Here is a 15,666-nt window from a genome sequence, read left to right as displayed (position 1 = left end):
TCGGCGGTTGGCACGGTCGGGAGCACCTCCCATAGGCTCGCACCCATGGCAGCAGCGGAGCGCACCCCCACCGAGGTCGACCGGATCGCGGAGGGCTGGGTCGACGAGCTCGTGCGACTCGATCCCGCGGTCGGCACGTACATCGGACGGACCGGCGAGGACCACCGCCTGCCCGACTACTCGCCCGCCGGGCGTGCTGCGGTCGTCGACGCGACCCGGGCGACGCTCGACGCGCTCCGCAGAGCCGAGCCCGCCGACGACGTCGACCGGATCACCGTCGCCGACCTCGGCAGCGAGCTCGCGCTCGACCTCGAGGCGGATGCCGCGGGCCTGCCCCTCCGGGACCTCAACGTGATCGCGAGCCCGGCGCAGGAGATCCGCGAGGTCTTCGACCTGATGCCGACCGCGTCGGTCGGGGACTGGGAGCGGATCGCGGCACGGCTGGCCGCGGTGCCGGCCGCGATCGACGGCTACGTCGAAATGCTCCGGCTCGGCGTCGACCGCGGTGTCGTCCCCGCGGCCCGGCAGGTCCACGAGGTCGCCGCGCAGGCACGGCGCCACGCGCGTCCGGACGGCTTCTTCCCCAGGTTCGTCGAGCGGGCGGCGCCGGGCGGCGCCCCGGTCGGCGATCCGCTGCGACGCCGGCTCGACGCCGGCGCGGACGGCGCGGCATCCGCGTACGGACGTCTCGTCGAGTTCCTCGAGGACGAGCTCGCACCGCGTGCGGGCCGCGACGACGCGGTCGGGCGCGACGTGTACGCGCTGCAGTCGCGACGATTCCTCGGCGCGGCGATCGACCTCGACGAGACGTACGAGTGGGGCATCGAGGAGCTCGCCCGCATGGTGTCCGAGCAGGAGGCGGTCGCCCGCCAGATCCTCCCAGGTGCGTCGGTGCACGAGGCGGTCGCGCACCTCGAGGCCGACCCCGCGCGCAAGCTCGTGGGCACCGATGCGCTCCGGCGCTGGATGCAGGAGACCAGCGACCGAGCCGTCGCCGAACTGGGTGCGACGCACTTCGACATCCCCGACGAGATCCGTCGGCTCGAGTGCCTGATCGCCCCGACGCAGGAGGGCGGCATCTACTACACGGGTCCGAGCGACGACTTCACCCGGCCGGGCCGGATGTGGTGGTCGGTGCCCGAAGGCGTCACCGAGTTCGACACCTGGCGCGAGAAGACGACCGTGTACCACGAGGGCGTCCCGGGCCATCACCTCCAGATCGGCCAGGCGGTGGTCAACCGCGGGCAACTGAACACCTGGCGCCGGCAGTTGGCCGGCACGTCGGGCCACGCCGAGGGGTGGGCGCTGTACGCCGAGCGGCTGATGCAGGAGCTCGGCTACCTCGACGACCCGGCCGACCGGTTGGGCATGCTCGACGGCCAGCGGATGCGGGCCGCCCGCGTCGTCCTCGACCTCGGCGTCCACCTTGGCAAGGCGCGTCCGGACGGCGCGGGCACGTGGACGGGGGAGTACGCGTTCGAGTTCATGCGCGCGAACGTGAACATGCCCGACGAGTTCGTGCGGTTCGAGGTGCACCGCTATCTCGGGTGGGCCGGCCAGGCTCCGTCGTACAAGGTGGGCCAGCGCATCTGGGAGCAGCTGCGCGAGGAGGTGCGCCGGCGCGAGGGTGCCGCGTTCGACATCCGCTCGTTCCACTCGCGCGCGCTCGCCCTCGGCGGCGTCGGCCTCGACACGCTGAAGCGGGCGCTCCTCGCCTGAACCGGGCGGGTCCGGTGCACGAGCGGATGCCACGACGTCCCGCGTCCCGGTCGATGCCGGGACGACCCTCGCGGTTGCCGGGCGCCCGCCGATGTGGATAGGATGGAGCGTCACTCGTGTGACATCCCTGTCCGCATGCCCGCCGCGGAACCACAACACACGCTCTTTCCGCGACGGGCCCGATTCTGTCCATTAACGGAGCATCCACTACATGACAACCGCAACGACCAAGGCGCCCAAGCAGGTCGCGATCAACGACATCGGATCTGCTGACGATTTCCTCGCCGCGGTCGAGAAGACTCTGAAGTTCTTCAACGACGGCGACCTGATCGAGGGCACCGTCGTGAAGATCGACCGCGACGAGGTCCTCCTCGACGTCGGGTACAAGACCGAGGGCGTGATCCCCTCCCGCGAACTTTCCATCAAGCACGACGTCGACCCCAGCGAGGTCGTCAACGTCGGCGACTCCGTCGAGGCCCTCGTCCTCCAGAAGGAGGACAAGGAAGGCCGTCTGATCCTGTCCAAGAAGCGTGCGCAGTACGAGCGCGCGTGGGGCGACGTGGAGAAGATCAAGGAGACCGACGGCGTCGTCACCGGCACCGTCATCGAGGTCGTCAAGGGCGGCCTCATCGTCGACATCGGCCTGCGCGGCTTCCTCCCGGCGTCGCTCATCGAGCTCCGCCGCGTGCGCGACCTGACGCCGTACCTCGGCCAGGAGATCGAGGCGAAGATCCTCGAGCTCGACAAGAACCGCAACAACGTGGTCCTGTCGCGTCGTGCGCTCCTCGAGCAGACCCAGTCGGAGTCGCGCTCGACCTTCCTCCAGAACCTGCACCCGGGCCAGATCCGCAAGGGCGTCATCTCGTCGATCGTCAACTTCGGCGCGTTCGTCGACCTCGGCGGCGTCGACGGGCTCGTGCACGTCTCCGAGCTGTCGTGGAAGCACATCGAGCACGCCAGCGAGGTCGTCGAGGTCGGCCAGGAGGTCACCGTCGAGGTGCTCTCCGTCGAGCTCGACCGCGAGCGCGTCTCCCTGTCGCTCAAGGCGACGCAGGAGGACCCGTGGCAGGTCTTCGCCCGCACGCACGCCATCGGCCAGGTCACGCCCGGAAAGGTCACCAAGCTGGTGCCGTTCGGTGCGTTCGTCCGCGTCGCCGACGGCATCGAGGGCCTCGTGCACATCTCGGAGCTGTCGGGCCGCCACGTCGAGCTCGCCGAGCAGGTCGTGTCGGTGGGCGAGGAGGTCTTCGTCAAGGTCATCGACATCGACCTCGAGCGTCGCCGCATCTCGCTCTCGCTCAAGCAGGCCAACGAGGGCGTCGACCCCGAGGGCACGGAGTTCGACCCGGCGCTCTACGGCATGCTCACCGAGTACGACGAGCAGGGCAACTACAAGTACCCCGAGGGCTTCGACCCCGAGACCAACGAGTGGCGCGAGGGCTTCGACGCCCAGCGCGAGAAGTGGGAGCAGGAGTACGCCGCCGCCCAGGCTCGCTGGGAGGCGCACAAGAAGCAGGTCGCCGCGTCGCTCGCGGCCCAGGCTTCGGACGACTCGTTCTCGTCGGGCACCTCGTCGTTCTCGAGCGAGTCCGCCGGTGCGGGCACCCTCGCCGACGACGCGTCGCTCGCGGCACTCCGCGAGAAGCTCTCGAGCAACTGATCCGCTGCGCTGCAGCGAATCGAACGGAAGGCCGGTCCCCTCGGGGCCGGCCTTCCGGCGTCCCGGGGCGCCTTGGCGCAGCATCCCGCCGGTCGCCCGGATCCTCGGCTCAGCCGACCGGTGCATCCCTCCGGCGTCGCCGCTGATCCCGGCGGCGACGCACCACGACGACGACCAGTGCGATCATCACCGCGAGCGCGATGAGCACGAGCACGGGGACGAGGATCGCGATGAAGGCGAGCGAGACGCTGCCGAGGTCCTCGAGCGTGCTCGCCACGGGCGCGCCGACGCCCGCCGTCGACGCGTTCACCACGGGACGCGAGACGGCCTTGGCGACATGCACACCGAGCGCCAGGACGACGCCGATGGCGATGGGGATCCAGTCGGGTGACGAGAAGAACGCCTCGGGATCGGTCACCGCGGCGGTCGATGCGCCGACCCCCGACCCGAAGGCCAGCCCCCCGGCCGTCGGCCGGACCACGGTCTGCACGATGTCGTTGAGCGAGTCGAGCCCGGGCACCTTGTCGGCGACCACCTCGACGACGAGCAGCGCGAGCAGGATGAGCAGCACCCACTCGTTCGCCAGCCAGGCCCAGCCGTCCGGGAGATCCACGAGCCCCGTGAACCGGTCGAGGGCCCCGAGCACGAGCAGCGGGATCCACGCGTTGAGCCCGGCGGCGAGGGCCAGTCCGCTGGCGGTGAGCACCTCGAGCATGCCGACTCCGTCCTGTCGGGACGAGTGTCGCACACCCGTTAGGCTCGACGCGTGTACCTGATCGGCCTCACTGGCGGAATCGCCTCCGGAAAGTCCACCGTCGCGCGTCGGCTCGTCGAGCACGGCGCCATCCACATCGACGCCGACCAGCTCGCGCGGCGCGTCGTCGAACCGGGCAGCGCGTGCCTGGAGGCGATCGTCGCCGAGTTCGGCGACGCCGTGCTGCGCCACGACGGCTCGCTCGACCGCCAGAGGCTCGGCGACATCGTGTTCCACGACGACGAGGCGCGCGCGAGGCTGAACGCGATCGTGCACCCGGCCGTGCGGGAGCTCTCCCGCACGCTCATCGCGAGGGCCGAGCAGGAGGACCCCCACGCGGTCGTCGTCTACGACGTGCCCCTGCTCGTCGAGGCGCAGGTCGACCACCCGTTCGACCTCGTGGTCGTCACGAGCGCGCCCAAGCGCGCGCAGGTGCGGCGCCTCGTCGAGGAGCGCGGGCTCGACCCCATCCAGGCCGAGGCGCGCGTCGACGCGCAGATCAGCGACGCCGACCGGCGTGCGGTGGCCGACGTCGTGATCGACACCGGCGGGAGCCTCGCGCACACGATGAGCCAGGCCGACGCCCTCTGGGTCGACATCGAACGGGCACGACGCGCCAAGGTCTGACGGCGGCCGTGCTGCGGCCGGCGTCATCCCGCTCTCAGGATCGGTGTCGGTGGCCGAACCTAGACTTGCACCATGCAGTCGACCCGTTCCGTGCGCCCGTTCGAGGTCGTGAGCGAGTACGCGCCGAGCGGCGACCAGCCGCAGGCCATCGCCGAGCTCGCGGCACGCATCAACGCGGGCGAGACCGACGTCGTGCTGCTCGGCGCGACCGGCACCGGCAAGTCCGCGACGACGGCCTGGCTCATCGAGCAGGTGCAGCGGCCCACGCTCGTGCTCGCCCACAACAAGACGCTGGCGGCCCAGCTCGCGAACGAGTTCCGCGAGCTCATGCCGAACAACGCGGTCGAGTACTTCGTCTCGTACTACGACTACTACCAGCCCGAGGCCTACGTGCCGCAGACGGACACCTTCATCGAGAAGGACTCCTCGATCAACACCGAGGTCGAGCGGCTTCGCCATTCGACCACCAACTCGCTGCTCAGCCGGCGCGACGTCGTGGTCGTGTCCACCGTGTCGTGCATCTACGGACTCGGTACGCCCGAGCAGTACCTGAACGCCATGATGCCGCTCCAGGTCGGCCAGCGGGTCGACCGCGACTGGCTGATCCGCAAGTTCGTGTCGATGCAGTACCAGCGCAACGACGTCGACTTCTCGCGCGGCAATTTCCGCGTGCGCGGCGACACCATCGAGATCATCCCGGTGTACGAAGAGCACGCGATCCGCATCGAGATGTTCGGCGACGAGATCGAGGCCCTCTACAGCCTCCATCCGCTGACCGGGTCGGTGCTCGCGAAGCTCGACGCGGTCCCGGTGTTCCCGGGATCGCACTACGTCGCGAGCACCGACGTCATGCAGCGCGCGATCGGCACGATCCGCGACGAGCTCGACGAGCGCCTCCAGGAGCTCGAGCGCGAGGGCAAGCTGCTCGAGGCGCAGCGGCTGCGCATGCGCACCACCTTCGACCTCGAGATGATGGAGCAGATCGGGTTCTGCTCCGGCATCGAGAACTACTCGCGCCACATCGACGGCCGTTCCGCGGGCGAGCCGCCGCACTGCCTGCTCGACTACTTCCCCGACGACTTCCTCGTGGTGATCGACGAGTCGCACGCGACCGTGCCACAGATCGGCGCGATGTACGAGGGCGACTCCTCTCGCAAGCGCACGCTCGTCGAGCACGGCTTCCGGCTCCCCAGCGCCCTCGACAACCGCCCCCTGAAGTGGGACGAGTTCAAGGACCGCGTCGGGCAGACCGTGTACCTCTCGGCGACGCCGGGCAAGTACGAGATGGGCATCGCCGACGGGATCGTCGAGCAGATCATCCGCCCCACGGGGCTCGTCGACCCCGAGATCGTCGTGAAGCCGACCAAGGGCCAGATCGACGACCTGCTCGAGGAGATCAGGGCGCGCGCCGAACGCGACGAGCGCGTGCTCGTGACCACGCTCACCAAGCGGATGGCCGAGGAGCTCACGGACTTCCTCACCGAGGCCGGCGTGCGGGTCCGGTACCTCCACTCCGACGTCGACACCCTGCGACGGGTCGAGCTGCTGACCGAGCTGCGGGCGGGCGTCTACGACGTCCTCGTCGGCATCAACCTGCTCCGCGAGGGACTCGACCTGCCCGAGGTGTCGCTCGTGGCGATCCTCGATGCCGACAAGGAGGGGTTCCTCCGTTCCTCGACGTCGCTGATCCAGACGATCGGTCGCGCCGCCCGGAACGTCTCGGGCCAGGTGCACATGTACGCCGACGTGATGACCGACTCGATGCAGTCGGCCATCGAAGAGACGAACCGGCGTCGCGACCGGCAGCTCGAGTACAACCGGGTCAACGGCATCGACCCGACCCCGTTGCGCAAGCGCATCGCCGACATCACCGAGGTCCTCGCGCGCGAGGAGGCCGACACGGCGGCCCTCCTCCGCGGGCGCGACGCGAAGAGGACCTCGCCGGTGCCCATGCGGCGCGAGGGCATCGCGGCGGCGGGGGCGAACGACCTCGAAGACCTCATCCGCGATCTCAACGAGCAGATGCTCGAGGCCGCGGGCGAGCTGAAGTTCGAGCTCGCGGCGCGCCTGCGCGACGAGGTGTCCGAGCTGAAGCGCGAACTCCGGCAGATGGAGAAGGCCGGTCACCTCGGCTGATCCGAACGCGTCGGCACCTCGGCGCAGGGGGAGTCGAACGTATGTTCGCTCTCAGCGCGTGCGCTCCGGGCATCCATGTCGGAGGGCGTTCGTAGACTCGTAGGGTGCCAGTTTCACGCCTCGATGCCCATACGCGCCTGAGTGTCCGCGGAGCCCGCGTGCACAACCTGCGCGACGTCGACGTCGAGATCCCGCGCGATGCGATGGTCGTGTTCACGGGCCTGTCCGGGTCGGGCAAGTCGTCGCTCGCGTTCGACACCATCTTCGCCGAGGGGCAGCGCCGCTACGTCGAATCGCTGTCGGCGTACGCCCGTCAGTTCCTCGGCCAGGTCGATCGACCCGACGTCGACTTCATCGAGGGCTTGAGCCCCGCGGTCTCGATCGACCAGAAGTCCACGAACCGCAACCCGCGTTCGACCGTCGGCACGATCACCGAGATCTACGACTACATGCGCCTGCTGTGGGCGCGCATCGGCGTTCCGCATTGCCCCGTGTGCGGTGAGCGCATCCAGCGCCAGACCGTGCAGCAGATCGCCGACCAGCTCATGGAACTCGAGGCGGGCACGCGGTTCCAGGTGCTCAGCCCGATGGTGTCGCAGAAGAAGGGCGAGTTCGTCGACCTCTTCCGCGAGCTCGCGAGCCAGGGCTACTCCCGCGCCGTCGTCGACGGCGAGGTGATCCGGCTCGACGAGCCGCCGACGCTGAAGAAGCAGGTCAAGCACGACATCTCCGTCGTGATCGACCGTCTTGTGGCGTCCGACGAGGTGCTCGGCCGGCTCACCGATTCGCTCGAGACCGCACTCCGCCTGACCGACGGCCTCGTGCAGATCAACTACGTCGATCGCGAGGGCGAAGCGGCGTGGCAGACCTTCTCCGAGAAGCTCAGCTGCCCCAACCAGCATCCCATCGCGCTCACCGAGATCGAGCCGCGCACGTTCTCGTTCAACGCGCCGTTCGGCGCGTGTCCCGAGTGCTCGGGCCTCGGCACGCGCATGTCGGTCGATGAAGACCTGCTGCTCGGCGACCCCACGCTCAGCATCAACGAGGGCGTCATCCTGCCGTGGACCTCCCAGGGCAAGAGCCTCTACAACTATTACGAGAAGCTGCTGCAGGCGCTCGGCCGCGACCTCGGGTTCTCGCTCGACGCCCCCTGGGAGGATCTCCCGGTCGAGGCGCGCCACGCCGTGCTCCGCGGCGACAACTTCGAGGTCAAGGTCCGCTGGCGCAACCGCTACGGCCGCGAGATGAGCTACACCTCCGGCTTCGAAGGGGTCGTGCCCTACATCGAACGGCAGTACCTCCAGGCCGAGACCGACGTGCAGCGCGCCCGCTGGGCCGAATACCTCCGCGAGGTGCCGTGCCCCGTCTGCCGGGGCGACCGACTGAAGCCCGAGGTGCTCTCGGTGCTCGTCCACGACGCCTCGATCGCCGACGTGTGCCGGCTCAGCCTGCACGACGCGCGATCGTTCATGGACCGCCTCGTGCTCACGGATCGCGAGCAGGCGATCGCGGCGCAGGTGCTCCGAGAGATCAAGCTCCGGCTCGACTTCCTCATCCGGGTCGGACTCAGCTACCTCGACCTGGCTCGCGCCGCCGGCACCCTCTCGGGCGGCGAGGCGCAGCGCATCCGCCTGGCGACCCAGATCGGGTCCGGCCTGACGGGCGTGCTCTACGTGCTCGACGAGCCGAGCATCGGTCTCCACCAGCGCGACAACCGCCGGCTGATCGACACGCTCGTGGCCCTCCGGGACCTCGGCAACACGCTCATCGTGGTCGAGCACGACGAGGACACGATCCGCACCGCCGACTGGATCGTCGACATCGGACCGGGTGCCGGAGTGCACGGCGGCACCGTCGTGCACAGCGGCAGCTACGCCGACCTCGTGAAGAACCGCGAGTCGCTCACGGGCGACTACCTCTCGGGCCGACGCGAGATCGCGATCCCAGCGAAGCGACGTCCCGTCGATCAGGCGCGCATGATCACGGTCGAGGGCGCCCAGGCCAACAACCTCCGCGGCGTCGACGTGTCCTTCCCGCTCGGCACCCTGACGGCGGTCACGGGCGTGAGCGGCTCCGGCAAGTCCTCGCTCGTGAACGACATCCTGTACCGCGTGCTCGCGAACCGGCTGAACGGCGCCCGGAAGGTGCCGGGCAAGCACCGGCGGGTCACCGGGCTCGACCACCTCGACAAGGTCGTGCACGTCGACCAGGCGCCGATCGGCCGCACGCCGCGATCGAACCCGGCCACGTACACCGGCGTCTTCGACCGGATCCGCACCCTGTTCTCCGAGACGGCCGAGGCGAAGGCGCGCGGCTACCTCCCCGGCCGGTTCAGCTTCAACGTCAAGGGCGGCCGCTGCGAGGCGTGCGCGGGCGACGGCACGATCAAGATCGAGATGAACTTCCTGCCCGACGTGTACGTCGCGTGCGAGGTCTGCGGCGGCAAGCGCTACAACCGCGAGACCCTCCAGGTGCACTACAAGGGCAAGAACATCGCCGAGGTGCTCGAGATGCCCATCAGCGAGGCGGCCGAGTTCTTCGAGCCGATCTCCGCGATCCACCGGTACCTGAAGACGCTCGTCGACGTCGGCCTCGGGTACGTCCAGCTCGGCCAGAGCGCCACGACGCTGTCGGGCGGCGAGGCGCAGCGCGTCAAGCTGGCGACCGAGCTCCAGCGGCGTTCGAACGGGCGCAGCGTCTACGTGCTCGACGAGCCCACGACCGGACTCCACTTCGAGGACGTGCGGAAGCTCCTGAAGGTGCTCGGCAAGCTCGTCGAGAAGGGCAACACGGTCATCGTGATCGAGCACAGCCTCGACGTCATCAAGTCGGCCGACTGGATCATCGACCTCGGTCCCGAGGGCGGCTCCGGCGGCGGGCAGGTCGTCGCCGTCGGCACGCCCGAGGACGTCGCCGAGAACCACGACAGCCACACCGGGTACTTCCTGCGCGAGATCTTCGAGGCTGCGGCGGAACCGGCCGTCGCCGCCAGCTGACGATGCGCAGCACCGTTCCGTACCGGCCCAAGCCGGGTGAGATCCCGACCGCCCCGGGGGTCTACCGGTTCCGCGACGCGGACCGCCGGGTGCTCTACGTCGGCAAGGCGAAGAACCTGCGCGCGCGGCTGTCGAACTACTTCGCCCCGCTCCGCACGCTGCACGAGCGCACGCGCCGGATGGTGACGACCGCGGCATCCGTCGAATGGACCGTCGTCGGCAACGACGTCGAGGCGCTGCAGCTCGAGTACACGTGGATCAAGGAGTTCGATCCGCCCTTCAACGTCAAGTACCGCGACGACAAGAGCTACCCGTACCTCGCGGTCACGCTCGCCGACGAGGCGCCCCGCGCGATCGTGACGCGTCGGCGAGGCATCCGCGGCGCCCGCTACTTCGGGCCGTACCCGAAGGTGTGGGCGGTGAACGAGACGCTCGACCTGATGCTCAAGCTGTTCCCCATCCGCACCTGCAAGGACAGCGACTACAAACGCGCCATGCAGACGGGCAAGCCGTGCTTCGCCGGGCAGATCGGCCGGTGCTTCGGGCCGTGCTCGGGCAAGGTGACCATCGAGGAGCATCGCGCGAACGTGCAGCGGTTCGTGGCGTTCATGCAGAACCAGGACCGCCGCATCATCACCGAGCTGACCCAGCAGATGCGCGAGGCCGCCGCGGCGCAGGACTACGAGACCGCGGCCCGGCGGCGCGACCAGCTGCAGGCCGCCGAGCAGTTCTTCGAGAAGAGCACGGTGGTGCTGCGCGACCACGTCGACATCGACGTGTTCGGGATCGACCACGACGAGCTCGCCGCGGCGGTGCACCTGTTCATGGTGCGCGGCGGGCGCATCCGCGGGCAGCGTTCGTGGACCGTCGACACCGAGCTCGACATGTCGCTCGGCGACCTCGTCGACTCCGTCGTGCAGCACGCGTACGGCGACGACATCCGGCCGCCGTCCGAGGTCGTGGTGCCGGCCCTGCCCGACGACGCTGAGGCGCTCGCGACCTGGCTGAGCAGCCTCGGGGGTCGCAAGGTGCGGCTGCGCGCGGCGCAGCGCGGCGACAAGGCCGCCCTGCTCGAGACCGCGACCCAGAACGCGCGGCAGACCCTCATGCTGTACAAGACCCGCCGGAGCGCCGACTTCACGGCGCGCTCGCGCGCGCTGGAGGACATCCAGGAGGCGCTCGGCATGGCGGACGCGCCCCTGCGGATCGAGTGCTTCGACGTCTCGCACCTGAGCGGCACCAACGTCGTGGCCTCGATGGTCGTCTTCGAGGACGGACTCCCGCGGAAGGACGAGTACCGGCGGTTCACCATCCCGAACTCGAGCGACGACACCGACTCGATCCACCAGGTGCTCACCCGCCGGCTCGCGTACCTGGCCGGCCGCCCGTCCGCCGAGTCGGAGCAGGTCGAGGCGGGCGGCGACCTCCAGGAGTCCGGCGAGCCGGCCGACGAGGCGACGGAGGTCGCGACATCCGGCCGCCGCAAGAAGTTCGCGTACCGGCCGAACCTGCTCGTCGTCGACGGCGGGCAGCCGCAGGTCGCCGCGGCTGCGCGGGCCCTGCGGGAGTCCGGCGTGCAGGGGATCACGCTGTGCGGCATCGCGAAGCGCCTCGAGGAGATCTGGACGCCGGACTCCGACTTCCCGGTCATCCTGCCGCGCAACAGCGACGCGCTCTTCCTCTTCCAGCGGATCCGCGACGAGGCGCACCGGTTCGCGATCACCCACCAGCGGCAGCGGCGCAAGCGCGACATCTCCACCGTGCTCTCCGAGGTGCCGGGGCTCGGGCCAGCGCGGGTCAAGGCGCTGCTCACGCACTTCGGATCGGTGACGCGCCTGCGCGGCGCCGACGAGGCCGCGATCGCCGAGGTACCGGGGATCGGACCGGCCCTCGCGGCCAGCGTGCGCTCCCGGCTCCGGACGGATGCTCCCGACTCGGCCGACTAGGCTGATGGTCCGGGGGAACGACGCACGGAAGGGATCGCGACGCGCATGACCGACGGCGAACGGCAGGAGATGCTCATCGTCACCGGGATGTCCGGAGCGGGGCGGTCGACCGTCGCCGACGCCCTGGAGGACCTCGGCTGGTACGTGGTCGACAACCTCCCGCCGCAGATGCTCCGACCGCTCGTCGACCTCGCCGAACGCGCCGGAACCTCGTTGCCCCGCATCGCCGCGGTGGTCGACATCCGCGGCGGCGGGTTCTTCTCCGAGCTGCGCGAGATCGTGCACGCGCTCCGCTCGCACACGAACGTGCGCGTGATGTTCCTCGACGCGAACGACGCCGTGCTGGTCCGGCGCTTCGAGTCGGTTCGCCGGCCGCACCCGCTCCAGGGCGACGGCACGCTCCTCGACGGGATCACCGCCGAGCGGGCCCGCCTGGCCGAGGTGCGCGAGTCGAGCGACATCCTCGTCGACACCTCCGACCTGAACATCCACCAGCTCGCGAACCTCGTGACCGACACCTTCGCCGAGGCGGGCCGCGCTGGGCTCCGCGTCACCGTGCAGAGCTTCGGCTTCAAGTACGGGCTCCCGGCCGACGCCGACCTCGTGGCCGACGCGCGATTCCTGCCCAATCCGTTCTGGGACGAGCGGCTCCGGCACCTCACCGGCGAGGACGCCGCCGTGAGCGAGTACGTGCTCGAACAGGACGGCGCGCGCGAATTCCTCGACGCGTACGTCACCGCCCTCGAGCCGGTGCTCGCGGGCTACCAGCGCGAGAACAAGCCGCACGCCACGATCGCCATCGGATGCACCGGCGGCAAGCACCGCTCGGTCGCGATGGCCCGCGAGCTCGCCGCGCGCCTGCGCGCGATCCCCGGGCTCGCGGTCAGCGTGAAGCACCGCGACCTCGGACGCGAATGACCCGGCGCCCCGCGCGCCCACGAACCACAGAGAGGACGACCACGTGGCCCTGACCGCAGAGGTGAAAGAGGAGCTGGCCAGGACCGAGGTGACCAAGACCCCGGTTCGCGCCGCGGAACTCGCGTCCGTGCTCCGCTTCGCCGGAGGCCTGCACATCATCTCCGGCCGCATCGCCATCGAGGCCGAGCTCGACTCGCCCGCGATCGCCCGCCGCGTGACGCGCGACCTCGGCGAGCTGTACGGGGTCCGGCCCGACGTCTCGGTGATCAACGCGGCGGGCCTCCGCCGCACCAACCAGTACCTCGTCCGCGTGCTCGACGGCGGCGAGACCCTGGCGCGCCAGACCGGGCTCCTCGACGCCCGGCGGCGCCCGGTGCGGGGACTGCCGAACAAGCTCACCACGGGGTCTCGCGACGACGTCGCCGCGGTCTGGCGAGGCGCCTTCCTCGCACGCGGCAGCCTCACAGATCCCGGCCGTTCGGCCGCGCTCGAGGTCACCTGCCCGGGCAGCGAGACCGCCATGGCGCTCGTGGGCGCCGCCGGCCGGCTCGGCATCTCGGCGAAGGCACGCGAGGTGCGCGGCGTGCACCGCGTCGTCATCCGCGACGGCGAGGCGATCAGCAGCATGCTCGCGCTCATGGGCGCGACCGAGACCGTGCGGAACTGGGAGGAGCTCCGCCAGCGCCGCGAGGTGCGCGCGACCGCGAACCGCCTGGTGAACTTCGACGACGCGAACCTGAGGCGCTCCGCGCAGGCCGCCGTCGCCGCGTGCGCGCGCGTGGAGCGGGCGATGGAGATCCTCGGCGACGAGATCCCGGAGCACCTGCGCTACGCCGGGGAGCTGCGCCTGGCCCACCGCGACGCCAGCCTCGACGAGCTCGGCCACCACGCCGACCCGCCGCTCACGAAGGACGCGGTCGCCGGCCGCATCCGCCGCCTGCTCGCCATGGCCGACAAGCGCGCCATCGAGCTCGGCATCCCCGGGACCGAGGCGAACCTGCCCGCCGACCTCGACGTCGACTGATCGGAGGGACCCGCTCGGGGCGAGCGATGCGGTGCCTCGGAGGAACCCGTCAACCCCACCGCCCGCGACGGTCGCGGGCATAGGATCGAGGAAGCCGCGGTCCGCCGGGCAGAGGTCCGGTTCACCCGGCTGCTGACAAGGAGAAGCAATGGCTGACTACACCCTCCCCGAACTCGCCTACGACTACGGCGCGCTCGAGCCGTCGATCAGCGGCAGGATCATGGAGCTGCACCACTCGAAGCACCACCAGGCCTACGTCACCGGGGCGAACACCGCGCTGCAGCAGCTTGCGGAGGCGCGCGACTCGGACGACCTCGCGAACGTGAACAAGCTCGAGAAGGACCTGGCGTTCAACCTCGGCGGCCACGTCAACCACTCGATCTTCTGGACCAACATGTCGCCGGACGGCGGCGACACGCCCACTGGCGAGCTCGCCTCGGCCATCGACGACCACTTCGGGTCGTTCGACAAGTTCCGGGCGCACTTCACCGCCACCGCGCTGGGCGTCCAGGGTTCCGGCTGGGCCGTGCTCGCGTGGGACTCGATCGGGCAGCGACTCGTCGTCCTGCAGTTCTTCGACCAGCAGGCGAACCTCCCGGCGGGCATCGTGCCGCTGCTCATGCTCGACGTCTGGGAGCACGCGTACTACCTCGACTACCAGAACGTGCGTGCCGATTACGTGAAGGCGTTCTGGAACATCGTCGACTGGGCGAACGTCCAGCAGCGCCTCCAGACGGCGACTGAGAAGACCTCAGGGCTGCTGCTACTGTCATAACGCGGATGGTGTCCCCGGACGCCGTCCGGGGACACCGCCGTCCGGTCAGATCCACTCGAAGGCGCGCTCGCGCCCATCACAACAGGGGGAGACACCTGTGTCCGTAAAGATCGGCATCAACGGCTTCGGCCGCATCGGCCGCAACTACTTCCGAGCCGCCCTGGCCCAGGGCGCCGACCTCGAGATCGTGGCAGTCAACGACCTCACCGACAACAAGACGCTCGCGCACCTGCTGAAGTACGACTCGATCACGGGCCGCCTGGACGCGACCGTCGACTACGACGACGAGAACCTCATCGTCGACGGCAAGTCGATCAAGGCGTTCGCCGAGCGCGACCCCGCGAACCTGCCGTGGGGCGAGCTCGGCGTCGACATCGTCATCGAGTCGACGGGCTTCTTCACCAAGGCCGCCGACGCCCGCAAGCACATCGAGGCCGGCGCCAAGAAGGTGCTCATCTCGGCTCCGGCGACCGACGAGGACGCCACCTTCGTGATGGGCGTCAACGAGGACTCCTACGACCCCGAGAACCACCACATCATCTCGAACGCGTCGTGCACGACCAACTGCCTCGCGCCGCTCGCCAAGGTGTTCAACGACGCATTCGGCATCGAGCGCGGCCTCATGACCACCGTGCACGCGTACACGGCCGACCAGAACCTGCAGGACGGTCCGCACAAGGACCTCCGCCGTGCGCGCGCGGCCGCGCTCAACATCGTGCCGACCTCGACGGGGGCGGCCAAGGCGATCGGGCTCGTGCTGCCCGAGCTCCGCGGCAAGCTCGACGGCTTCGCGCTGCGCGTCCCGGTCCCGACCGGGTCGATCACCGACCTCACGGTCACGGCGTCGCGCCCGGTCACCGTCGACGAGGTGAAGGCGGCGTACAAGGCTGCGGCCGACGGCCCGCTGAAGGGCATCCTCAAGTACACCGAGGACGACATCGTCTCGAGCGACATCACGACCGACGCGCACTCCGCGATCTTCGACGCGGGCCTCACGCGCGTGCTCGGCGACCAGGTGAAGCTGTCGGCGTGGTACGACAACGAGTGGGGCTACTCCAACCGCCTGGTCGACCTCACCGAGTACGTGGCCGAGCGGCTCTGAGGCGAGACG

The 15,666-nt window shown here is 69.9% G+C and carries 11 protein-coding genes; 10 read left to right on the top strand and 1 reads right to left on the bottom strand.

Translation table 11 applies throughout. From position 1 onward, the window contains the following. Positions 1–45: 45 nt before the first annotated feature. Together WBQ80_RS02020 and rpsA are read left to right on the top strand one after the other, a co-directional pair. The gene (locus tag WBQ80_RS02020; RefSeq protein ID WP_336572679.1) at positions 46–1,719 is read left to right on the top strand and encodes a DUF885 domain-containing protein; all 1,674 of its coding nucleotides are present in this window, start codon (positions 46–48) and stop codon (positions 1,717–1,719) included. Between the two features lie 211 nt (positions 1,720–1,930). Further along, positions 1,931–3,379, top strand: a complete 1,449-nt coding sequence (gene rpsA / locus WBQ80_RS02015) for a 30S ribosomal protein S1 (protein ID WP_336572680.1) — start codon at positions 1,931–1,933, stop codon at positions 3,377–3,379. A gap of 109 nt (positions 3,380–3,488) precedes the next feature. Here rpsA and WBQ80_RS02010 read toward each other — a convergent pair whose 3' ends face one another. Beyond that, positions 3,489–4,127 (bottom strand): DUF4126 domain-containing protein, encoded by a 639-nt coding sequence (locus WBQ80_RS02010; protein WP_337282448.1) that lies wholly within the window; start codon positions 4,125–4,127, stop codon positions 3,489–3,491. An 18-nt stretch (positions 4,128–4,145) separates the two neighbouring features. On the opposite strand from WBQ80_RS02010, the gene coaE reads away from it, so the two are divergent. From coaE to gap, 8 genes are all read left to right on the top strand, one after another. Continuing rightward, complete coding sequence (gene coaE, locus WBQ80_RS02005) at positions 4,146–4,760, top strand: dephospho-CoA kinase (RefSeq protein ID WP_336572682.1); 615 nt, start codon at positions 4,146–4,148, stop codon at positions 4,758–4,760. Positions 4,761–4,832: 72 nt separating this feature from the next. Beyond that, complete coding sequence (uvrB, locus tag WBQ80_RS02000; RefSeq protein WP_336572683.1) at positions 4,833–6,896, top strand: excinuclease ABC subunit UvrB; 2,064 nt, start codon at positions 4,833–4,835, stop codon at positions 6,894–6,896. Between the two features lie 104 nt (positions 6,897–7,000). Beyond that, entirely contained in the window at positions 7,001–9,892 is a 2,892-nt protein-coding gene (uvrA, locus tag WBQ80_RS01995; RefSeq protein WP_336572684.1) for an excinuclease ABC subunit UvrA, read from the top strand. A 2-nt stretch (positions 9,893–9,894) separates the two neighbouring features. Next, positions 9,895–11,838, top strand: a complete 1,944-nt coding sequence (gene uvrC / locus WBQ80_RS01990; RefSeq protein WP_336572685.1) for an excinuclease ABC subunit UvrC — start codon at positions 9,895–9,897, stop codon at positions 11,836–11,838. 45 nt (positions 11,839–11,883) lie between these two features. Further along, positions 11,884–12,756, top strand: a complete 873-nt coding sequence (gene rapZ, locus WBQ80_RS01985; protein ID WP_336572686.1) for an RNase adapter RapZ — start codon at positions 11,884–11,886, stop codon at positions 12,754–12,756. A 43-nt stretch (positions 12,757–12,799) separates the two neighbouring features. Then, entirely contained in the window at positions 12,800–13,780 is a 981-nt protein-coding gene (gene whiA, locus WBQ80_RS01980; protein WP_336572687.1) for a DNA-binding protein WhiA, read from the top strand. 148 nt (positions 13,781–13,928) lie between these two features. Then, positions 13,929–14,555, top strand: a complete 627-nt coding sequence (locus WBQ80_RS01975) for a superoxide dismutase (protein ID WP_336572688.1) — start codon at positions 13,929–13,931, stop codon at positions 14,553–14,555. 97 nt (positions 14,556–14,652) lie between these two features. After that, positions 14,653–15,657: a type I glyceraldehyde-3-phosphate dehydrogenase gene (gene gap / locus WBQ80_RS01970; protein WP_336572689.1), complete on the top strand. Its 1,005-nt coding sequence runs from the start codon at positions 14,653–14,655 to the stop codon at positions 15,655–15,657. Positions 15,658–15,666 lie beyond the last annotated feature (9 nt).

This window comes from Agromyces sp. CCNWLW213 (assembly GCF_037199545.1).
In the GTDB taxonomy this organism is placed as follows: Bacteria; Actinomycetota; Actinomycetes; order Actinomycetales; family Microbacteriaceae; genus Agromyces.
Note: the sequence above shows the minus strand (reverse complement) of the source record. Positions and strands in the feature narration are given on the sequence as shown.